This window comes from Enterobacter ludwigii (genome assembly GCF_001750725.1).
Lineage (GTDB): Bacteria > Pseudomonadota > Gammaproteobacteria > Enterobacterales > Enterobacteriaceae > Enterobacter > Enterobacter ludwigii.
The window spans coordinates 3,572,431-3,594,161 of record NZ_CP017279.1 but is presented as its reverse complement, the minus strand read 5'-3'; the positions used below and the strand labels follow the sequence as shown (position 1 = coordinate 3,594,161).

Annotated in this window: 23 protein-coding genes; 5 read left to right on the top strand and 18 right to left on the bottom strand. The window is 56.7% G+C overall.

Annotated features, from left to right (window positions below):
- Positions 1-157: 157 nt before the first annotated feature.
- Together nrdD and nrdG are read left to right on the top strand one after the other, a co-directional pair.
- Positions 158-2,296: an anaerobic ribonucleoside-triphosphate reductase gene (gene nrdD / locus BH714_RS16935; RefSeq protein WP_020885401.1), complete on the top strand. Its 2,139-nt coding sequence runs from the start codon at positions 158-160 to the stop codon at positions 2,294-2,296.
- 138 nt (positions 2,297-2,434) lie between these two features.
- Complete coding sequence (gene nrdG, locus BH714_RS16930; RefSeq protein WP_040018491.1) at positions 2,435-2,899, top strand: anaerobic ribonucleoside-triphosphate reductase-activating protein; 465 nt, start codon at positions 2,435-2,437, stop codon at positions 2,897-2,899.
- 3 nt (positions 2,900-2,902) lie between these two features.
- Here nrdG and BH714_RS16925 read toward each other — a convergent pair whose 3' ends face one another.
- From BH714_RS16925 to pmbA, 14 genes are all read right to left on the bottom strand, one after another.
- Positions 2,903-3,187 (bottom strand): type II toxin-antitoxin system RelE family toxin, encoded by a 285-nt coding sequence (locus BH714_RS16925; protein WP_040018490.1) that lies wholly within the window; start codon positions 3,185-3,187, stop codon positions 2,903-2,905.
- Positions 3,177-3,419: a type II toxin-antitoxin system RelB/DinJ family antitoxin gene (locus BH714_RS16920; RefSeq protein ID WP_020885404.1), complete on the bottom strand. Its 243-nt coding sequence runs from the start codon at positions 3,417-3,419 to the stop codon at positions 3,177-3,179. The genes BH714_RS16925 and BH714_RS16920 overlap by 11 nt, the downstream gene beginning before the upstream one ends.
- Positions 3,420-3,496: 77 nt before the next feature.
- A complete protein-coding gene (locus BH714_RS16915; RefSeq protein ID WP_014168384.1) occupies positions 3,497-5,407 on the bottom strand; it encodes a BglG family transcription antiterminator in 1,911 nt (636 codons plus the stop codon).
- Between the two features lie 19 nt (positions 5,408-5,426).
- Positions 5,427-6,563 (bottom strand): lactonase family protein, encoded by a 1,137-nt coding sequence (locus tag BH714_RS16910; RefSeq protein WP_040018489.1) that lies wholly within the window; start codon positions 6,561-6,563, stop codon positions 5,427-5,429.
- A gap of 118 nt (positions 6,564-6,681) precedes the next feature.
- Complete coding sequence (gene dagF, locus BH714_RS16905; protein ID WP_040018487.1) at positions 6,682-7,422, bottom strand: 2-dehydro-3-deoxy-phosphogluconate aldolase; 741 nt, start codon at positions 7,420-7,422, stop codon at positions 6,682-6,684.
- Entirely contained in the window at positions 7,419-8,537 is a 1,119-nt protein-coding gene (locus BH714_RS16900) for a DgaE family pyridoxal phosphate-dependent ammonia lyase (protein ID WP_040018486.1), read from the bottom strand. Before BH714_RS16900 ends, dagF begins: the two co-directional genes overlap by 4 nt.
- The gene (locus BH714_RS16895; protein ID WP_040018485.1) at positions 8,521-9,654 is read right to left on the bottom strand and encodes an amidohydrolase/deacetylase family metallohydrolase; all 1,134 of its coding nucleotides are present in this window, start codon (positions 9,652-9,654) and stop codon (positions 8,521-8,523) included. Before BH714_RS16895 ends, BH714_RS16900 begins: the two co-directional genes overlap by 17 nt.
- Positions 9,655-9,696: 42 nt before the next feature.
- Positions 9,697-10,338, bottom strand: a complete 642-nt coding sequence (locus BH714_RS16890) for a DUF4310 family protein (protein WP_014882285.1) — start codon at positions 10,336-10,338, stop codon at positions 9,697-9,699.
- 13 nt (positions 10,339-10,351) lie between these two features.
- Positions 10,352-11,128: a DUF4311 domain-containing protein gene (locus BH714_RS16885; protein WP_014168378.1), complete on the bottom strand. Its 777-nt coding sequence runs from the start codon at positions 11,126-11,128 to the stop codon at positions 10,352-10,354.
- Positions 11,129-11,150: 22 nt separating this feature from the next.
- Positions 11,151-11,450 carry a DUF4312 family protein gene (locus tag BH714_RS16880; protein WP_006810338.1) on the bottom strand — a complete coding sequence of 100 codons (300 nt, stop codon included), beginning with the start codon at positions 11,448-11,450 and terminating at the stop codon, positions 11,151-11,153.
- Between the two features lie 2 nt (positions 11,451-11,452).
- A complete protein-coding gene (locus BH714_RS16875; protein ID WP_003830384.1) occupies positions 11,453-11,815 on the bottom strand; it encodes an SFCGS family glycine-rich protein in 363 nt (120 codons plus the stop codon).
- 10 nt (positions 11,816-11,825) lie between these two features.
- Positions 11,826-12,164: a glycine dehydrogenase gene (locus tag BH714_RS16870; protein ID WP_014168376.1), complete on the bottom strand. Its 339-nt coding sequence runs from the start codon at positions 12,162-12,164 to the stop codon at positions 11,826-11,828.
- A gap of 318 nt (positions 12,165-12,482) precedes the next feature.
- A complete protein-coding gene (cybC, locus tag BH714_RS16865) occupies positions 12,483-12,869 on the bottom strand; it encodes a cytochrome b562 (protein WP_014168375.1) in 387 nt (128 codons plus the stop codon).
- A 41-nt stretch (positions 12,870-12,910) separates the two neighbouring features.
- Positions 12,911-14,263 (bottom strand): metalloprotease PmbA, encoded by a 1,353-nt coding sequence (gene pmbA, locus BH714_RS16860; protein WP_032679509.1) that lies wholly within the window; start codon positions 14,261-14,263, stop codon positions 12,911-12,913.
- A 94-nt stretch (positions 14,264-14,357) separates the two neighbouring features.
- On the opposite strand from pmbA, the gene yjgA reads away from it, so the two are divergent.
- Entirely contained in the window at positions 14,358-14,909 is a 552-nt protein-coding gene (yjgA, locus tag BH714_RS16855; protein ID WP_014168373.1) for a ribosome biogenesis factor YjgA, read from the top strand.
- A 92-nt stretch (positions 14,910-15,001) separates the two neighbouring features.
- Here yjgA and mpl read toward each other — a convergent pair whose 3' ends face one another.
- On the bottom strand, positions 15,002-16,378 hold the full coding sequence (mpl, locus tag BH714_RS16850) for a UDP-N-acetylmuramate:L-alanyl-gamma-D-glutamyl-meso-diaminopimelate ligase (RefSeq protein ID WP_025205787.1): 1,377 nt from the start codon (positions 16,376-16,378) through the stop codon (positions 15,002-15,004).
- 197 nt (positions 16,379-16,575) lie between these two features.
- Here mpl and fbp point away from each other — a divergent pair, with 197 nt between their 5' ends.
- Positions 16,576-17,574: a class 1 fructose-bisphosphatase gene (gene fbp, locus BH714_RS16845; protein ID WP_020882906.1), complete on the top strand. Its 999-nt coding sequence runs from the start codon at positions 16,576-16,578 to the stop codon at positions 17,572-17,574.
- A gap of 148 nt (positions 17,575-17,722) precedes the next feature.
- Entirely contained in the window at positions 17,723-18,079 is a 357-nt protein-coding gene (locus BH714_RS16840) for a helix-turn-helix domain-containing protein (protein ID WP_025205788.1), read from the top strand.
- Here BH714_RS16840 and BH714_RS16835 read toward each other — a convergent pair.
- The 3 genes from BH714_RS16835 to ytfT all read right to left on the bottom strand — a co-directional run bounded on the left by BH714_RS16835 (position 18,051) and on the right by ytfT (position 21,729).
- Positions 18,051-19,622, bottom strand: coding sequence for a methyl-accepting chemotaxis protein (locus tag BH714_RS16835; RefSeq protein WP_040018484.1), 1,572 nt, complete (start codon positions 19,620-19,622; stop codon positions 18,051-18,053). The genes BH714_RS16840 and BH714_RS16835 overlap by 29 nt on opposite strands.
- A 93-nt stretch (positions 19,623-19,715) precedes the next feature.
- Positions 19,716-20,717: a galactofuranose ABC transporter, permease protein YjfF gene (yjfF, locus tag BH714_RS16830; protein WP_040018483.1), complete on the bottom strand. Its 1,002-nt coding sequence runs from the start codon at positions 20,715-20,717 to the stop codon at positions 19,716-19,718.
- Positions 20,704-21,729 (bottom strand): galactofuranose ABC transporter, ATP-binding protein YtfT, encoded by a 1,026-nt coding sequence (ytfT, locus tag BH714_RS16825; RefSeq protein WP_025205793.1) that lies wholly within the window; start codon positions 21,727-21,729, stop codon positions 20,704-20,706. The genes yjfF and ytfT overlap by 14 nt, the downstream gene beginning before the upstream one ends.
- Positions 21,730-21,731: the final 2 nt, after the last annotated feature.

Below are 21,731 nucleotides of genomic sequence, written 5' to 3'. Positions count from 1 at the left end.
ATCGTCTACTATTCCAACAACAAGACGGCGACTCAGCTCTCCGGAATTGTGGATAACACGCGTTGGGAACGAGGGAAGTCTCTGGCCTGGCTGACAATACGCCCGGTGAACACTTCTCCACCTTTGTGGATAACCTGTTTTTAAAAATGGAGTGATCATGACACCGCATGTGATGAAACGTGATGGCTGTAAAGTGCCGTTTAAATCAGAGCGCATCCAGGAAGCCATTCTGCGTGCAGCTAAAGCAGCGGGTGTCGATGACGCAGATTACTGCGCCACCGTCGCAGAAGTCGTTAGCAGCCAGATGAACGAACGCAGCCAGGTCGATATCAATGAGATCCAGACCGCGGTTGAAAACCAGTTGATGGCGGGCCCCTACAAGCAGTTAGCCCGCGCCTATATCGAATACCGCCACGATCGGGACGTTCAGCGTGAGAAACGCGGTCGTCTTAATCAGGAGATTCGTGGCCTGGTGGAGCAGACCAACTCCGCCCTGCTGAATGAAAATGCCAACAAAGACAGCAAAGTGATCCCCACCCAGCGCGACCTGCTGGCCGGTATTGTTGCCAAACACTATGCCCGTCAGCACCTGCTGCCGCGCGACGTGGTCTCGGCGCATGAGCGCGGTGAGATCCACTATCACGATCTCGATTACTCGCCCTTCTTCCCGATGTTCAACTGCATGCTCATCGACCTGAAAGGCATGCTGACCCACGGTTTTAAAATGGGTAATGCCGAGATTGAGCCGCCAAAATCGATCTCCACGGCCACTGCGGTCACAGCGCAGATTATCGCTCAGGTCGCCAGCCATATTTACGGCGGCACCACCATTAACCGCATTGATGAAGTACTGGCACCGTTCGTCACGGCAAGCTTCAATAAACACCGTCAAACCGCTGAAGAATGGCAAATCCCGGACGCCGAGGGCTACGCGCACTCCCGTACCGAAAAAGAGTGCTACGACGCGTTCCAGTCGCTGGAATACGAGGTGAACACCCTGCATACCGCCAACGGTCAGACGCCGTTTGTGACCTTCGGTTTTGGTCTGGGTACCAGCTGGGAATCACGCCTGATTCAGCAATCTATCCTGCGCAACCGTATCTCCGGGCTTGGTAAAAACCGTAAGACAGCGGTGTTCCCGAAACTGGTGTTCGCTATCCGCGACGGCCTGAACCACAAGTTTGGCGATCCTAACTACGACATCAAACAGCTGGCGCTGGAGTGTGCGAGCAAGCGCATGTACCCGGACATCCTGAACTACGACCAGGTAGTCAAAGTGACCGGCTCGTTTAAAACGCCGATGGGCTGCCGCAGCTTCCTCGGCGTGTATGAAGACGAAAACGGCGAACAGGTTCACGACGGCCGTAACAACCTCGGCGTGATCAGCCTCAACCTGCCGCGTATCGCCCTCGAAGCCAAAGGCGACGAAGCGGCCTTCTGGGCGCTACTGGACGAACGTCTGCAGCTCGCACGAAAGGCCCTCATGACCCGTATCGCGCGTCTGGAAGGGGTGAAAGCCCGCGTTGCGCCCATCCTGTATATGGAAGGGGCCTGCGGCGTGCGCCTGAAGGCGGACGATGACGTGTCGGAGATCTTCAAAAATGGTCGCGCGTCGATTTCTCTGGGCTACATCGGTATTCACGAAACGATCAACGCGCTGTTCGGCAACCAGCACATGTATGACAGCGACGCCCTGCGTGAAAAAGGTGTCGCCATTGTTCAGCGCCTGCGCGATGCGGTTGACCAGTGGAAAGACGAAACCGGCTACGGCTTCAGCCTGTACAGCACCCCGAGTGAAAACCTGTGTGACCGTTTCTGCCGCCTGGATACCGCTGAATTTGGCATTGTCGAAGGGGTAACCGACAAAGGGTACTACACCAACAGCTTCCACCTCGACGTGGAGAAGAAGGTGAACCCTTACGACAAGATCGACTTTGAAGCCGCGTATCCGCCCGTCGCGAACGGTGGCTTCATCTGCTACGGCGAGTATCCTAACATTCAGCACAACCTGAAGGCGCTGGAAGATGTCTGGGATTACAGCTATCAGCACGTGCCGTATTACGGGACCAACACCCCGATTGACGAGTGCTACGAGTGTGGCTTTACCGGTGAGTTTGAGTGCACCAGCAAAGGCTTCACCTGCCCGAAATGCGGTAACCACGATGCGGCTCGCGTCTCGGTGACCCGCCGCGTGTGTGGCTATCTCGGAAGTCCCGATGCGCGTCCGTTTAACGCCGGTAAGCAGGAAGAGGTTAAGCGACGCGTGAAGCATTTGGGGAATGGGCAGATCGGTTAAGGCGTCGGGGGTTTCCCCTCACCCTACCCCTCTCCCTCAGGGAGAGGGAACCGAACGCGCACCTACGTTTTCCCCCTCTCCCTGTGGAAGAGGGCTGGGGTGAGGGCACCCGCGCACACACACTCTGGACATCTTCTTATGCGATATCATCAATACTATCCCGTCGACATCGTCAACGGCCCCGGCACCCGCTGCACCCTGTTTGTCTCAGGCTGCGTCCATGAATGCCCCGGCTGTTACAACAAAAGCACCTGGCGCGTAAATTCAGGCCTGCCGTTCACCGCGGAAATGGAACAGCGGATCATCCACGATCTCAACGACACGCGCATTCATCGCCAGGGGATTTCACTCTCCGGTGGCGACCCGCTTCACCCGCAAAACGTGCCGGACATTCTGAAGCTGATAAAACGCATTCGCCGCGAATGTGCAGGCAAGGATATCTGGGTCTGGACGGGTTATAAGCTTGAAGAACTGAATGCTGAACAGAGGGAAGTGGTGGATTTGATTAACGTGCTGGTTGACGGCAAGTTTGTGCAGGATTTAAAAGACCCTGCGCTGATCTGGCGCGGCAGTAGCAACCAGGTTGTGCATCATTTGCGGTGATCGCTAAAGCCGTTTGTTTGCGTCATGATAAACGGCTGATTTCTCTCTCTTACCGATAGTAATAACACATACCGTCACAACGTTGTCATGAACCTGATAGACCAAACTATAACCCTGGGATCTGAGTTTTATCTTGTCGCAATCAGGCAGGCCATACAGGCGAGCCGATTCAACCCTGGGGTTCACCAACACGTTCGCAAGCTTCTTCTTAAACTGATTTTTTACGGTATCACCCAGCCTGGTCCACTCCTTGAACGCCCTCGGATCAAATACGAGTTCATAAGTCATCCAGCCTAACCTTAATTCCTTTTTGCGGATTAGCCAGCCGCTCCCGGACTGTCTGTATGAGTTCATCTTCACTGTCGCTAACAGTGACCGTTTTCACCGGCATACGCCCCGTCTCCGCAACGTACTGAAACAGTAACCGAACGGCTTCCGTTGGCGTGATATTGAGTTTTTCAAGCACGGCATAAGCCTCGTTTTTGAGTTTGTCATCCAGACGGACGTTCAGCGTGGCCATTATGCCTCCAGTGAAATCGAATGCGTAATGCATTTTAGCATTACATTTGCATTACATCGAATTCTGGATAACGTCTCTCAAAACCGGCTCACACTCTCCATCGCCACCGCTTTAAACCCGGCGAAATCATTGCAACTGCACAGCCGTGACATGGCGCGCTCACGCAGGAAAGTCACGAAAATATCGTAAATCGCCATCGCCTCTTCGTACTCGCGCTTGCTGATGGCGAGCAGGAAAATCACGTGGGCGGTTTCATCCCCCCAGGCAATACCCTGTGGTGCCAGCACGGTATAAACCACCGTTTTTTGTGCCAGTAGCCCGAGGGAGTGCGGCAGCGCAATGCCGTCGCCCAGCATGGTGCTGACGATGGCCTCTCGCTCAACCACCGAATCCAGAAACTCCGCGCCAACAAACCCCTCTTCTTCGAGCTGCTCGCACAGCTCCCGGAACAGCGTTTGCTGGTCAATCGGCCTGTCGATAATGCGAAAATGGGCGGCATCGAAGTATTTATCCAGCATCCACGGGCGGGTTCGGTCCACCAGCACCAGCTTACCTATCTGCTCAAGCTGGTAGTCCGTCGGGAACGGGGCGATCATCACCACCGGTTTAGACTTTTCGCTCACCCGGGCGGTCGAGATAACAAAGTCTTCGCCGATCGGTTCCGCCAGCTCATACTCGCGCAGCGTGAGCGTGCGGGTCACCTCAATCTGCGGATATTTGCGCTGCAGCACCGCTTCAATCATCCGGACCATCGCATTCCCGGCATCGCAAACTAACAGCACCCGCGGCTGGCGCTGGTAGCCGATGTTGTAGTGGCGCTCCAGCCCGACGCCGATATGCAGCACCAGGAAACCGATCTCGTTTTCGCTGATCACATACGGCGTGTATTTCCCCCAGCTCGACACTGCCGCGAGGGTCATATCCCACGCCATCGGGTAGTGCTGCTTGATGTTATCCAAAAGCGGATTCGGGATCATGATTTGATAGCGCACGCGGGTGATCATGGTTTTGATGTGGGTGAGCAAATCCGCATGCAGTTGCTCGTCGCTGAGCAGGTTGTAGTTATAGTGGGTATTGATGTAGCGCAGGATGTAATTGACCAGCGCTTCGTCGTCATCGGCATTGATGGCACTGGGGGCAATCTCCTGGATCTGACGTGCCGCGATGTGAACGCAGAGCCAGCTCTCTTCTGAAGGCGAAAGCGCTTTATCCGCCAGCTGTTGAATGGTCACAGCGATGTCTTTCGCCGCCTCACGGACATTCTCGGCCACATCTTCTGCGTGAAATTCCGGCAGCGGATAGCCCTCGCTGATGCGACGCACCGACACCGCACAGTACAGGCGCAGGAACAGCTCGCCCTCGTCAGTCAGACGAATGTGATGCCGCGTCAGCGCATCGTGCAGCACGGGAACCATCTGCTCCGCCACCCCCGCATTGAGCGCAACGTCGGTCACCAGCGGGTTCAGGCTATCCTGCTGCGCCAGCTCCCAGAGCAGATCGGTGAGACAGGCGCGGGTCGCCATCTCGCTGCCAAACAGCTTCATGCCGTGGCGCGGTCGGGTTTCCAGCGTCAGGTTATAGCGGTGGAACCACTCGCGCACTTCCACCATGTCACTTTGCAGCGTCGCACGGCTGACAAACCACTCATCCGCCAGATCCTCCAGCTTGAGCGAAAACGCGGAGGTAAGAAAACGGACCACCAGATAGTGCACGCGCTCCGGCCCGGTGCGGGGAATGCGCAGCGCGCGCGGGTGTGAGGACTGAAGCTGCTGATAGCGTTCTGCATCGTCAATTTTGAGCTGATAGCCATTGCCGCGGCTGAGAATAAACTGCGCACCGTGGCTCGCCAGCAGCGCGTTCAGGGCGGTGATATCAGCGCGGACGGTTCGCGTGGAGACCGACAGCCGCTGCGCCAGTTCGTCCTGCGGCAGCGTCTCGTTTTGCAACAGATCGAAAAGTTGCGCTAAACGTTGGTTCGGAAATCGCACGGGGTTGTCCTCTTACGGCTTAGGGTGAAATGACCATCTGGGATGGGCTGCCGACCGGGGTATAGTCCGGCTCGGCGCTGAGTTTGCCGTCCTGCGCCACGCGAAAACGGGTAATGTTGTCGCTGCGCTGATTCATGACGTACAGCCAGCGCCCCTGTTTGTCGAGCGTCAGGGTGCGCGGGTAATCACCACGCGTCCACACATCGTCCTGATGCGTCAGCGTGCCATCCGCTGTTACGGTAAAGTGCCCGATGCTGTTATGCAAACGGTTAGCCACATACAGCTGTTTGCCATCGGCACTGAGCGCCAGCCCGGCGGCAAAGCTGGTGCCTTTATAGCCGTGTGGCAGGGCGGAGAGGGTTTTCCCCTCCTGCAGCCTGCCCCGGGCATCCAGCGTATAGTGCGTGAGCGTGGATGCCTCTTCGTTAATCAGCCATAACGCATCGCCTTTCGGCGTAAAGACGAAATGCCGCGGACCGGCCCCTTTCGAGGAGGTACTGATAAACGGCGGATCGTTCGGCGTCAGCTTGCCTGTTTGATCGTCAAAACGGTACTGGTAGATACGATCCAGACCCAGATCGGTAGAAAAAACGTATTTCCCGCGCGGATCGGCGGCGATCATGTGCGCATGAGGGCCATTGTGATCGCTAATGGCAAAACTGCCTTCCACCGCCGCCACCGGTTTCGCCGCGCCCGGCTCTCCCCGATCCTGATGCGTGTCCGTGGCCTCCCCCAGACTGCCGTCTGCATTAACGGGCAGAACAGCAATCGAGCCGCTGACGTAGTTCGCCACCAGCAGGTGGTGACCCTTTGGCGTCAGGGAGAGATAGACCGGCCCCGCTCCGCCGGACGCCACCTGATTAAGCTCGCTCAGTTCGCCGTTATCGCCCACGCGCAGCGCCTGCACCACGCCCTGCTCCACTTCGCTCGCCAGATAGAGCGTCTTACCATCCTGCGAGACGGTGAGCTGCGCGGCGTTTGGCAACGTGCTGACCAGCGTTTTATTCGCGAGCGCACCGGTTTGCGGGTCGAGGGTAAAGCGGTACAGCCCCTCGCCGTTGGGGTTGTACGTCCCGACCCAGGCGTACTGCGTCTGGGCGATGGCGGTGGTAGCGAGTAACGAGAGTGAAGCGACGAGCAGATTGCGGGTGTGCATGGTGGCTCCTTTGGTTTTGTGCGGTTTGTGCCCCTCACCCTAACCCTCTCCCCTTTGGGGAGAGGGGACGATTACACCCTCTCCCCAAAGGGGAGAGGGCCGGGGTGAGGGGTAAAGACTACTTAGCCAGCTTCTTCGTCATCTCCAGCAGCGTACGCACATCTTCCGGACGCGTGTCGCCGCTGGCTTTGTCGATAATCGAGCTGTAGATATGCGGAATGATTTTACTCACGCCCGCATCAAGGGCGATCAGCAGGATCGCTTCATAGTTCTCCAGATCGATCCCACCGGTCGGCTCCAGCCAGAAATCGTGACGGGCGCAGGCTTCCGCCACTGCCTGGTATTCGTCCCGACACGCCAGGCCTCCCATCGGGAAGTATTTGATGGAGCTGCCGCCAAAATCTTTCAGCAGGGCAATCGCGGTTTCAACCGGCACAATGCCGTCCGGCGCCGTGCTGCTCAGCGGACCGGTGGAGATTTTCACCTTGCCAACGGTGCCGGTCGGAGAGACCAGGCCGTTGACCACGGATTCACTCTGCCCCAGCAGCGCACGGCTGGTTGCCACGCCGGTGAACACCTGGTTAACGTGCTGCGGCTGCACCTGACGGGCGATCTCACTGACCATCCCGGACTGGTTCGGATCGCCTGCGCCGAGGCCCACAGAGAGCGCATTATCGATAAGCTGAGCGTAGTCGCGCATATCGGCAACCGCACTGGCGACATCCGGGTAATTTTTGGAGAGCACGCCCACCAGCACGTGGCCTTCCGCCGCCTCGTAAATGGCGCTGGCGTTGGCTTTCGATCCTGCCAGCACGTTCAGGCAGACGCGGTCACGGTAAAAGTTGGGGGTCAGTTTCATGCCTTTTTCTCCTGTCCTAACACTTCACTCATGCGGCGATAAACAATGTTCAGCTGATCGGCATTCACGCTGCGCACGTCCGCTTCGATAATCCCTTCGTTGGCCTTGTAGCCACGGAAGTAAATGGCGTACTCGCCTTGCTTCAGCGCGGTCACCAGGTCGCCGGTGCCAACACCGGTGGTGGCTTCATCAAACTTAATCTCGGTACGGGCGATATCGCGACCGGCACTGTCCCAGACCACGCGTGCCGTCACGCCGTTAAGGGTATTAAGCGCGTCAATAAAGGGCGTCATCTTCGCCACCATCTCTTCGCCGCTCTCTTTGGTCGCCGTCAGGTAGTGTTCGATGGCACAGGTAAGGCCGAGGATCCCCTCTTTACCCACTTTCATTGCGCGGCCAATCCCCGCCGTCTGGCGTTTCACCCACTCAACATACTGCGTTTTGCCGATCACCAGCCCGCTGGTTGGCCCTTCAATCGCTTTCGCACCGCTGTAGATAACCAGATCGGCACCGGAGCGATAGTAAACGTGAAGATCCTCTTCCGCGGCCGCATCCACGATCAGCGGCAGATCGTGCTTACGCGCCACCACTGCCGCCTGCTCTACGCTGAGCATGCTTTTCTGCACGCAGTGGTGAGACTTGATGTAAAGGATGGCCGCGGTACGCGGCGTGATGGCCGCCGCCAGCTGATCGGCGGAGCATTCGTTCGCGTAGCCCGCTTCCACCAGCTTGCCGCCGCCCAGCGCCACCATGGTGCCTACCGGTGCGCCAAAGTTAACGTTATGGCCTTTCGGCAGCACGATTTCGTTGTTCTCAATTGGGGTGACGTGCAGGTTCTCCAGCAGCCAGTCGCTGTTTTTGACCAGCACCGCCGCCACGGACTGGGCGATGCCCGCTGACGCGCAGGAGACCACCGTCGCCCCTTCCACATCCAGCAGCTTTGCGATGTATTCGCCGGTTTTGTTGACCAGATCCTTCATCTCGAAATAGTGATTCATGCCATCCATCGCCGCCTGCACCACGTCCGGGCGCGGCGTGGAAACACCCAGCGCCGTCATACGGCCTGAGGTGTTGATGACTTGCTTTAAGTGATACTTCTCATAAATCGAAGGCATGTTCTGTGCTCCCTTGTTCGGTCATGTAGCCCTTGCCTGCGCGGATGGCGGCAAGCGGCACCAGAATGTGTTCAGCCTGCAGGCTGTCATTTTCAGCATCCACCAGCAGCGTTGGCTGGCGTTTTATCGTGAACAGCGTCAGGTCGGCATCGAGGCCTGGCTGAATACGGCCTTTGTGCGTCAGACGCAGCCCGTCGGCGGCGTTCGCGGTGACGCACTCAATCACCTGCGGCAGCGACATGCCGATGGCGAGAAACTTCGACATCACGCTTGCCAGCGACCCTACCGGGCCGTTAATGCGGTTGCGGCAGTAAATATCCGAGCTGATGGTGTGTGGCAGAATGCCCATCGCAATGGCGCGTCTCGCCACCTCAAAGCTAAAGCTCGCCGTACCGTGTCCGACGTCCAGGCGCACACCGCGTTTCAGGGCGGAGGTGATGGACGCACGCAGTTCACCGGATGGCGTCAGAATGCGGTTCGGCTTGCCGTTGTAGCAGTGGGTGATGATGTCGCCTGAGCTGAGCAGGTCGGCAATTTCATCGAGGTTGGGCGGGTTGTTGCCGATGTGCACCATCAGCGGCAGGTCGCCGTTCTCTTTCTGGATGGCTTTCGCGTGCTCAAGCGGCGTAATGCCGTTTTCGCCGACCACGCTGCTGCTCATGCGCGCTTTCAGGCCAACGATAAAATCCGGGTAGCGCGTGACGGCCTGCTTCACGGCCTTCGCATCAATGTTGGCCATATTGGCCAGTTCGTTCTGGGCAATCAGCCCCACGCGGGAGATGTTCAGTAAGGCATAAACGTCGGTTGAGGCTTTACGGGTGATTTCATAAAAATCGTCCACGTCATCCGCGCCGGTACTGCCGGCATCCACCACTGAGGTCACGCCGGTGGCGATGCCCACGCTGTCCGGCTCGTCGTGATAAATAGGGGAGTTCGGGTAGCAGTGAACGTGGGAGTCAATCCAGCCTGCGCTGACGAACACTTCACCGTTCAACTCAACCGTTTTGCGGGCGGGCGCGGTAATGTCGCCCACCGCCGCGATTTTTCCGTCCTGAATGGCGATATCGGTCAGGGTATCGTCGGTGAGGCGCGCACGGCGCAGGAGTAAATCGAACATGAGGATCTCCTGATAAGGCGGGCGCCGGAGCGCCCGCGGGCATTAAAGGGCGACCGGGAACAGCCAGCCCAGAATCATTGCACCGAGAATGGCGCCACCGGTAATCGGCTTCTGCCAGATATAGAACAGCAGCGCACCCACCAGAGAGCCGACACCAATAGGAATGGAGGCGGTCATGGCGCTGAGGATAATCAACGGCCCGAGGAAACGACCGGAGGCGTTACCGGCGCCCATCATCACGTCCGCCCCGTAGGTGGAGTTGCTCTGATTGATGGTGAACTTACGCGCCAGGATGATGACGTAGCCAATTGCCAGGCCAATCACCAGGCCGGTGATCAGCGCGGCAATAAAGTTGGTCACCGGGAACATGATGCCCGCGCCCAGCAGCAGCGCCGGAACCCCGAGACCCACCCCGGTCTGGATCGCCCCGCCGATATCAAGGATACCGACCAGCGACCCTTCGATAATACGGGCGAACAGGAAGCTGGCACCGAACGCCGCCACCGCGCCGTAAACGCCGGTATCCATCCCCGCTTTCAGCATCGCCACGAAGGCCACTTCGTTGAACGCGCCGATGCCGTAGAGGTAGTACATATGCGTCCCGGCGAAAACACCGGAAGAGAGCAGGCCAACGAAGATCGGGAACGACCAGTCGGCATACCAAAAACCTTTATTCTGTTCCATGTCGAGGCTCCTGTTATTTACCGCTGAGCGCGTTGTGGATCATGTCGAGCCAGTTCGGCACGGTCAGATGGAAGGATTCGATCATCTTCATGTCGAAGCCACGGAAGAAACCGCTCAGCACGAACAGCGCCACGATGGCCGCCATCATCACTTTGGTGACGTGGTTCCATCCGCTCTCTTCAACGCCCTTACCGATCAGGATACCCAGCACCAGACCCGGTACGGCGTTACCCATGATCAGCTGCGCCGCGCCGCCAAAAATGGTGGCCCAGAAGCCCGATTTTTTACCCGCATCGATGGCGGCCAGCCAGAAGATCACCGGCATCACGGTGTTGACCAGCAGGTTTGCTGCAGGCACCAGCACCTTCACGGCGGTTACCTGAAGCGCAGCCGGAACAGAAGAGGCGGTGAGGTTAAGGAAGGTGACGACAATCATGCCGATCACGCCGCAGGCAATTGCCATTTTGCGCGGATCGTGCAGCGTTTCGCCGACGTTACGGTTTTTAATCATCAGTGCTGCAGCACCCCAGTTCGGGATGATACGGTGGTCAACGTCCTGTGTGAATGCACCTGCAGCCACGGAAGAGGCCCAGGCGTTAAAGAAGAAGCCTAACCCAAAGGAGAAGTGAGAAGCCGGATCCCCTTCACAGGAGTTCAGTTCCCCCAACGTACGAAACGCGCCCATACCCTGAGTGGTAGGCGCATGAAACATGCGTGCAGCCCCGGCCCCCACACCGACGCCAACCAGGCCGCCAATGATGAGCGATTTTATTAATATAATTAAGAACATCAGTCTGCCCTTTTATGAATAATCAGCGTTGCGTGACGAAATCCACCTGGTCGAGATTGATGGCAGTCACGTTGACGGTCACATCCAGCTCCACGCTGTAGGTGCGTCTTTCCCGGCGCAGAAAGAAGAACAGAAAAGCTTCTTTACGCACCGCTTCTTGCGCCTGAACGACCTGCACATCCTGTGGCTCAATACGCAGTAAGATATGCGGTGAGGCTTTCATCACCGCGGCCTGAACGTGGTTGAGCGCATCAGCGAAGGCGCGCGCTTTAGCGTCGCCTTTGCCCTTCACCCTCACCGTGGTTGTGAACTGTTCTTTCATGCTTATGCGCCGTGTTTCTTCTGCCACGCCTGAACCAGACGCTCGCCCAGCTCTTCTTTATCCATAAAGCCAAAGCCCAGCACATTGCAGCCTTCATTGATGGCGGTGACGCCTTCATCCACTGAACGCATGCCGTATTTGGCTTTGTAGCCATATTTGGTTTGTGCGGTGATGGCACCCGCGCCGCCGCTGCCGCAGAAGGAGATGCCGAAGGTGGCATTTTCCGCTTTCATCACGTCACCGAGCTTCATGTCTGCCGCCACACCCGGCACGACAACCGCGCGTCCACCGGCTTTTTCAACGCCTGCCGCCACTTTCTGACCTTTACCCAGGCGATCGCCAATCACGACTGTAATCTGTTCCATGTGTTGCTCCTTAAAGGTTGTCTTTCGCGACTTCGAAGTGAACGGAAAGCAGCCAGGCCTCTTCATCAGGAAGGTTGCCAAACTGCGCGACCACTTCACGGGCAAGCCGCATTGAATCGGGAGAAATTTCGTCGAACAGCTCGGCTTCAACCTCCGGCAGCGGCTCGCCGGTCACGGACCGGTGCGCCATCGCGCGAACGTGGGAGGTGAGCATCTGTTCCTGTACTGCGTTGGGGATGATGTTGTGCCGGGCCAGCAGGGCATACACCTGCGCCAGCATGGTGTTAGCGAGCTGCTCTGTTTGCACCGCCTGATCTCCAACGTCGTTCATTACCGCTCCGTTAATCACTCGTCTTACCCCGTTAATGGCTCTGGAATAAAACTAACGTTGGGGGGGAATTGTTTGTAGCGAGTTGTTTTCCACTTCGAAGTGGAAAGGCGAGCACCGGCAGTGATCTGTGCCACATAAATATGCTGAATATAGATAAATCACTGTATTTACGTGATGAATATCACGCTATCTGACGGCAATTAAGGGGGCGTGGGAGCGAAAAAGATTATGGGCAGGCGTGCAAATATGTGAGGTGGATAAGGTTTTCTTATGCCCGGAAAGCAAACATGCGGGGGCGATTAACCGCCCCCGCACGGGGAAAGCGCGTAGCGAGAATTAACGATACTTTTTGTGATAGGTATTACGCGTGGTCACAAACTGGTCGGCTGCCGCCTGGGCTTCCTTCACTTTGCCTTCGTTGGCAAGCTTCAGTGCACCGTCAATCTGACCGACCAGCACGTCAAAGCCGTGGCGGTAGTCTTTCATCTCAGCGCTGTCTGCCGCTTTGTTTTCCAGCTTTGGCGGCGTGGATTTCTGCGCGTCCAGTGCCGCTTCACGCATTTTGGTCAATGCGCCTTTCATTTCCGCCGCATTGTCCGTTTTCTGCACCACCTTCAGGTTTTCACTGAGGATGCCCATGTCGTCTTCAAGATCGGCAGCAAACGCAGAAGAACCAAGAACCAGCGTTGACGCTGCGACGATCGCTAACAGGTGTTTACGCATTGCTCACTTCCTTTTTTATTATTAAAACGCCTTTACGGGTATTACTGCCCGGCGATTTTCATCTCCGGTAAGAGGACTGAACCACACTGTATATTGCTACGTGTTTCAATATCGTTACCGACAGTAACAATATTGCGCCACATGTCTTTCAGGTTGCCGGCGATGGTAATTTCGCTTACCGGATACTGAATTTCACCGTTCTCAACCCAGAAGCCCGCCGCGCCGCGCGAGTAATCGCCGGTAATGCCGCTTACGCCCTGGCCCATTAACTCTGTGACGACCAGACCGGTGCCCATCTCTTTAAGCATCTGCTCAAAGCTCAGGCCCTGACCCGCGATTCGCCAGTTGTGAATGCCGCCCGCGTGACCGGTGCTTTTCAGCCCCAGCTTGCGCGCGGAGTAGTTGGTCAGCAGCCACTGCGTCAGAATGCCGTCTTTGATGATATCGCGGCGCTCGGTGCGAACACCTTCGCTGTCGAACGGCGTCGAGGCCAGCCCTTTCAGCAGGTGCGGATGCTCTTCAATGGTCAACCATTCCGGCAGGATCTGCTTGCCCAGCGAGTCGAGCAAGAACGTCGATTTACGGTAAACGGAGCCCCCGGCAATTGCCCCCACCAGGTGGCCAAACAGGCCGGTCGCCACTTCATTGGCAAAAATGACCGGGGCTTTCATGGTGGAAAGTTTACGTGGCGACAGACGGGACAGCGTGCGCTGCGCGCATTCTGCGCCAACCCACTCAGGAGACTGCAAATCGCCCAGCGCGCGACCGATGGTGTAGGCGTAATCACGCTCCATATCCCCATTCTCTTCAGCGATAACGCAGCTGGAGAGCGAATGGCGCGTTGAGCAGTAGCCCTGCAGCATCCCGTGGCTGTTACCAAACACTTTGATACCGTAGTGGCTGTTAAAACTTCCGCCTTCGGTATTGGTGATGCGTTTATCGGCCTGCAGGGACGCCTGCTCGGCACGGGCAGCCAGTTCGATCGCTTCGTCCGGCGTCACTTCCGCCGGGTGGAAAAGATCGAGATCCGGGGCATCGAATGCCAGCAGCTCTTTGTCGGCAACGCCGGCGTAAGGATCGGGCGAGGTGTAACGCGCAATATCCAGCGCAGCCTGCACCGTACGGGCAATGGCATCCGGGCTGAGATCGGTCGATGATGCGCTGCCTTTGCGATTCTGGTGATAAACCGTGATCCCCAGGGCGCCATCGCTGTTGAATTCTACATTTTCCACTTCGCCGTAGCGGGTGCTGACGCTGATGCCGGTGGTTTTGCTTACCGCCACTTCGGCGCCATCTGATTTACCTGAAGCGAGCGTCAGCGCGGTGGAGACGGCTTCTTCCAGAATCTTACGCTGCGCTTCAACTTGTGAGGTTACTTTCATCGCAAATGCCATACTGTAAGAGAGAGTTAATTGAAGTCTAACAGAGAACCGTTTTTCAGTGCGCGTCTTAACTGGTAACATTAGCCTCTTTTTTAAGGAGCCTGACATGACTAAGCAGCCCGAAGACTGGCTCGACGACGTTCCCGGTGATGACATCGAAGACGAAGATGATGAGATCATCTGGGTCAGTAAAAGTGAAATTAAACGTGACGCCGAAGAGTTAAAACAGCTTGGCGCGGAAATGGTAGAACTGGGTAAAAACGCGCTGGATAAACTCCCGCTCGACCAGGATCTGCGCGATGCCATTGAACTGGCACAGAAAATCAAGAAAGAAGGCCGTCGCCGTCAGCTTCAGCTTATCGGTAAAATGCTGCGTCAGCGTGACGTTGAACCGATCCGCCAGGCGCTGGACAAACTGAAAAACCGCCACAACCAGCAGGTTGCGCTGTTCCATAAGCTTGAGCAGATCCGCGATCGTCTGATTGAACAAGGTGATGATGCGGTACCGGAAGTACTGAACCTGTGGCCGGATGCCGATCGCCAGCAGCTGCGTTCGTTGATCCGCAATGCCCAGAAAGAGAAAGAAGCGAACAAGCCGCCGAAGTCTGCACGCCTGATTTTCCAGTATCTGCGTGAGCTGTCTGAAAACGAAGAGTAAGCACAGCATCGTTGAGTGCCCTTAACCCCGCCCCTCTCCCTGTGGGCGAGGGAGAAAAAGCCCGGTAAGCGTGAACGCTACCGGGCTTTTTTTTACTCTGCGACCGCCTGCGCTTTCTTCGCCAGACCGTCCAGCAGCTTCTGATGGATCCCGCCAAAACCGCCGTTGCTCATCACCAGAATGTGATCGCCAGGCTGTGCGGCTTTCACCACCATATCCGCCAGCGCATCCACATCCGCACTCCAGTGCGCAGGCTGAATGCAGGCATCGGCCACTTCGGCCACCTGCCACGGAATATGCTGCGGCTGCAGCAGGAAGACTTCATCGGCACGCCCTAAGGATGGCGCAAGATCGTCTTTGCAGATGCCCATTTTCATGGTGTTCGAACGCGGTTCCAGCACCGCCAGAATGCGGGCGGTCCCGCCGACTTTGCCGCGTAAAGCTGCAAGCGTCGCCAGAATGGCGGTCGGGTGATGCGCAAAATCGTCATACACCGTGACGCCGTGGGCTTCACCGCGCAGCTCCAGACGACGACGGGCGTTAATGAACGAGCCTAACGCATCCGCCGCATCCGCAGGCTGAACGCCCACATGACGTGCCGCGGCAATCGCCATCAGGCCGTTGTGCATGTTGTGCTCGCCCACCAGGCCCCACTTCACCTCACCCACTTTCTCACCGTCGAGCAGCACTTCCCACTCGGAGGCATCCGCGTTGAGTTTTTTCGCCTGCCAGTGTCCCTGCTCGCCCACCAGCTCCTGCTCGCTCCAGCATCCCATCGCCAGGGTTTGCTTCAGGTTGATGTCGTTTTCCGGCAGGATGATGCGGCCCTGACCCGGAACGATGCGCACCAGATGGTGGAACTGTTTCTGAATCGCTTTCAGATCGTCAAAAATATCGGCGTGATCGAACTCAAGGTTGTTGAGGATCAGCGTCCGCGGGCAGTAGTGCACGAACTTGGAGCGCTTGTCGAAGAACGCGCAGTCATACTCGTCGGCTTCGATCACGAAGAACGGGCTGTCACCCAGACGCGCAGAAACATCGAAATTACCCGGTACACCCCCGATTACAAAACCTGGCTTATAACCACAGGCTTCGAGGATCCAGGTCGCCATTCCGGCGGTCGTGGTTTTGCCATGCGTTCCGGCTACGGCAACGACCCAACGGTCGCGCAGCACGAAATCATGCAGCCACTGCGGGCCAGACATGAACGGAATGTTGCGTTCCAGAACCGCCTCAACGCACGGATTACCGCGGGTCATGGCGTTGCCAATGATCACCAGATCCGGCTCAGGATCCAGCTGGCTGGCATCGTATCCCTGAATCAGAGAGATGCCCTGTTTCTCCAGAAGCGTGCTCATCGGCGGATACACATTGGCGTCCGAACCTGTCACTTCATGGCCCAGAGAGCGCGCCAGCATTGCCAGTCCGCCCATGAAAGTGCCACAAATCCCCAATATATGAATGCGCATACGTCACTATCCTTCTTCAATGTGGCGCACATTTTACTCACATGTCAGCGACAGCGAAACGCATTTCAGGTAAATCCGTATATTGCTGGCGCGATTCACCTCTGCGCTAATATTTGAATGTTTGTTAAGATTGTTGGGCTTTAGTCGTTTTAGTGAACATACAATCGCTCTACTCACAAAGATGCAGGGAAAGTGTTATGAAAACGTTAGGTGAATTTATTGTCGAAAAGCAGCACGAGTTTTCTCATGCTACGGGTGAACTCACTGCTTTGCTGTCGGCAATAAAGCTGGGCGCTAAGATCATCCACCGTGATATCAACAAGGCCGGTCTGGTCGATATCCTGGGTGCCAGCGGTGCCGAGAACGTTCAGGGCGAGGTTCAACAGAAACTCGATCTGTTCGCAAATGAAAAACTGAAAGCTGCACTGCGCGCGCGCGACATCGTGGCGGGTATCGCCTCCGAAGAAGAAGATGAAATTGTCGTTTTCGAAGGGTGTGAACACGCTAAATACGTTGTGCTGATGGATCCGCTGGACGGTTCCTCTAACATCGACGTTAACGTTTCTGTCGGTACCATTTTCTCCATCTACCGCCGCGTCACGCCTGTTGGCACGCCGGTGACAGAGGAAGATTTCCTGCAGCCGGGCAGTAACCAGGTGGCAGCCGGTTACGTCGTTTATGGCTCCTCCACCATGCTGGTGTACACCACGGGCTGCGGCGTTCACGCCTTTACTTACGATCCCTCGCTGGGCGTTTTCTGCCTGAGCCAGGAACGTATGCGCTTCCCGGAGAAGGGCAACACCTACTCCATCAACGAAGGCAACTACATCCGATTCCCGAACGGCGTGAAGAAATACATCAAGTTCTGCCAGGAAGAAGATAAAGCCACTCAGCGCCCGTACACGTCCCGCTATATCGGCTCGCTGGTTGCTGACTTCCACCGCAACCTGCTGAAAGGCGGTATCTACCTCTACCCAAGCACGGCAAGCCACCCTGACGGCAAGCTGCGTCTGCTGTATGAATGCAACCCAATGGCGTTCCTGGCCGAACAGGCTGGCGGCAAGGCGAGCGACGGTAAAGAGCGTATTCTGGACATCGTGCCGGAAAGCCTGCACCAGCGTCGTTCGTTCTTTGTCGGCAACACCCATATGGTTGATGACGTTGAACGTTTTATCCGTGAGTATCCGGACGCATAACCCATAACACGGGGAGCCCTTCAGGCTCCCCGCTTCATTTATATATTTTACCGTATAAGTGTTTATAAAAAACACGCTTTAATATTCGGTTTTGCTCCTGCATTATTTCCATAACAGTTTGACAAATATTTCCTGGAGCCTAATCGTCATGAAAAATTATTCCCGTGCTAATACCGGCATTGATTTAAATCTTATCCCTGTTTTTATTGAAGTGGTCCGCTGCGGCAGTATGGCAAAAGCCTCTGTACGTCTGGAGATGTCGCGCCCCGCGGTGAGTCTGGCATTAAAACGCTTTAATCAGCTGTTTGACGAGCCGCTATTTTTCCGCAAAGGGTTATATCTCGAGCCGACTGAAAATGCATTAGCATTAACCCAGTCTCTGGAAATATTAATGGGCGACATTCACGATAATATTGGCGCATTAAATTCAGCGACACATAAAACCCCGACACAGAATGCGCCGGGGCGGGAAAATATTATGCCGCTGTCTGAGCCGTCAGTTTAAATGATGCCATGGCGTCCATCAGCTGACGCGATTGCTCTTCCAGCGAGCGCGTCGCGGCAGAAGATTGCTGGACCAGCGCCGCATTCTGCTGCGCGGTTTCGTCCATCTGATTCACGGCAATATTCACCTGCTCAATGCCGCGACTCTGCTCCTGGGACGCGGTCGCAATCTCGCGCATCAGTTTGGTCATGCGCAGTACTTCTGTTGCGATCTCATCCATCGTTTCGCCAGCCTGCTGCGCCAGCTCGCTGCCTTCGTTTACATGGGTCTGAGAATCACTGATAAGCGAACGGATCTCTTTTGCTGCGTCAGCGCTGCGGCTGGCGAGGTTTCGCACTTCACCGGCGACAACGGCAAACCCGCGCCCCTGCTCACCCGCGCGCGCCGCTTCCACCGAGGCGTTCAGCGCCAGAATATTGGTCTGGAAGGCAATGCCGTCAATGACGCTCAGAATATCGGCGATGCGTGCCGAACTGCCGGCGATATCACGCATTTTTTCAATGACGTAGCAGACCATTTCGCTGCCGTGATCGGCGGTGTCAGACACGGATTTCGCCAGCTGGTGCGCCTGCTCGGCGTTGTCTGCATTGAGTTTCACCGTGGCGGTGATCTCTTCCATGCTGGCGGCCGTCTGCTCAAGCGATGTCGCGGTGGATTCCGTGCGCTGGGCAAGATCCATGTTCCCCGCCGTCAGCTCGCGGCTGCCGGTATCAATTTGCGAGCTGGCATCACGTACCCGTAAAACCGAGTTCATCAAAGACTGCCGCATCCCCTCAATGGCCGCGTTCAGGCGGTTAAACTCCTGGCTCGCCGGGTCATTCAGCGTATGGGTTAAATCGCCCGCCGCCACGTTCTCCAGCTGAGCAATGGAGGCCGAAAGCGGTTTGAGCAGCATGTGACGCAGTACCAGCCACGCCAGCACAATAATGCCAGCCGTCAGCAGCGCGGCCACCACGATCAGGATCAGTACCCGGTTTTTGCTCGACTGCACGGCCTTCACTTCCGCTTTCCCGCGCGCTTCGCTCCATTTCTGAAAGACCTGCATATCATTATCAAACTGCGCCGCCACCGGGATCAGCGTGTTCTCCAGCAGATCGTAATAGCTGTCTGCGCTCTGATCGTTCAGGGCTTTCAGCATCGGGTCGATCCCCTGCTGGTTATAGGTCGCCAGGCTCGCGGCCACCTTATCCAGCAGTTTTTGTCCCTGTTCATCCGCCACCCCGCCGTCGATCACGCCTTTCAGCGTTTTACGGGCCTGGGCAATCTCCTGATTGATGTTTTTCACCGATTTGGCCGCGTCATCCATCATGCCGATTTCCATCATCCGGACCGCCTGACCCGCTTCATTACGCGCGCGCAGGATCAGGGTATAGCCAGAATTAAGCTGCACCATCTGCTCACCCTGAAGGTGGTTGATGCGCTGGAGTGAAGAAGAACTCTGTGTGAGGGCATAAATGCCAATGCCGCTGACAATCAGCAGCAGAAGGGTCATAACGGCCAGTAAAGAGAGCAAGCCGGTACGAATCGATAGCGTTTTAAGCATGATATTATTTCCGGTAGCGAGATATTTCTGGGCATAAAAAAAGAGTATCGGCCGCTACCGGAAAATGTTTAGACTTTAAGCAAATTCAGCGTGTTATGTCTCTGTTACTGAAGTGTTTACACGGGTAACAGGCGAGCTTTGTAGGTTCTCCCAGAGCACCGTCAGGCCGCGCTGCAGGGCGATAAAAATAAACAACAGAATGCCAATGGCGATCTTGGTCCACCATGAACTGAGCGTGCCGTCAAAGTTGATATAGGTCTGGATCAGTCCCTGGATCGCCACGCCGAACAGCGTCCCCAGCACCGTGCCAACGCCGCCGCTGAGCAACGTGCCGCCAATCACCACCGAGGCGATGGCATCAAGTTCCACCCCGACGCCTGCCAGGGCATAACCCGCCTGGGTATAAATCGAGAAGACGATCCCCGCCAGCGTCGCCAGTCCGGTCGAGAGCATATAGATGCGGATTGTGGTGCTGCGGGTGGAGATCCCCATCAGGTTTGCCGAGGTGGCACTGCCGCCAATGGCATAGACCTGATTACCAAACCGGGTACGGTGGGCAAGGAAGATCCCCACCACCACCACGCCCAGCATCAGCAACCCCATCGCGCTCAGACGACCGCCCCCGGGGATTTTCCACGCCAGGCTGGAGAGCGTGTCGTAGACAGGATGGTTAATCGGAATCGATTCTTCCGAGACCAGGTAGCTCACGCCGCGCAGGAAGAACATGCCGGCGAGGGTGATAATAAAGGCCGGAATTTTCAGCGCGTCGATCAAAAGCCCCATAAAGGCGCCAAACGCGCAGCCCATCACCAGCACCAGCGGGAAGGCCAGCAGCGGCGAGATCCCCCAGAAACCGATCGCTTTTGCGAGGAATACACCCGTGAAAGCGATCACCGACCCAACCGAGAGATCGATCCCACCGGAGAGGATCACAAAGGTCATGCCAACGGCGATAATGCCTAAAAAGGCGTTATCCGTCAGAATGTTGCAAATCACCCGGGTAGAGGCAAAGCCCGGGAATTGCGTCAGGCAGTAGAGATAACCCAGCACAAACACGCCCAGGGTGATCATTAACGGTAAATTACGTTTTATCATGGCCACGGATCCCTTTAATGATGCTGACAAAGCGCGGCGACTGGACGATCAGCACGCAGAGCACGACCACCGCTTTCACCACCTGGTTGAGTTCCGGCTGAAAACCGGAGAGCAGGATCCCGGTATTCATACCCTGAATAATCAGCGCGCCGATCACCGAGAGCAGCAGATTAAACCGCCCGCCCATCAGCGATCCGCCACCGATAACCACCGCCAGGATCGCATCCAGCTCCAGCCATAACCCGGCGTTGTTGGCATCCGCACCACGGATGTCCGCCGCGACGATCACCCCGGCAATGGCGGCGCAAATGCCGCTCAGCACGTAGGTCAGCATGACCATCAGCCGCGTATTAACCCCGGCGTTTCGCGCCGCACGGATGTTAATTCCGACCGCTTCAATGAACATGCCCAGCGCCGTTTTACGGGTAAAGAGCCAGAACACGACTAATGTGACCAGCGCAATAACGATCGGCGTCGGGAAGAAGAACAGTTTACCGCTGCCAAGCCATGCCAGGCCGGGGGAGTTAAAGGTCACAATCTGACCCGAGGTGATAAGCTGTGCCACACCGCGTCCGGCCACCATCAGGATGAGAGTGGCGACAAACGGCTGAATTTTCAGGACCGCCACCAGAATGCCGTTCCACAGTCCGGCCAGCACCCCGGTACCTAATGCAGCCAGCAGCACCACCGGCAGGCTGTGCCCGGCGACGGTCATGGACGCTGCCGTGGCGCCGGCGATGGCCATCACCGCACCGACGGAGAGGTCAATCCCGCCGGTGGCGATCACCAGCGTCATACCAATGGCCAGAAGCGCCACCGGGGCGGCACGGTTTAAAATGTCTATCGGACTGCCAAACAGCCGGCCATCCTGCACGATAATCTGAAAGAAATGCGGGGCGACCAGGCTATCGATCAGCAGCACCAGTAGCAACGCGATAATTTGCGGCGTGCCGGTAGGCCAGGTGAAGCGGCGCCTGGTTGCACCGGTTTGCGGAAGCGAACGGGGCATCACGA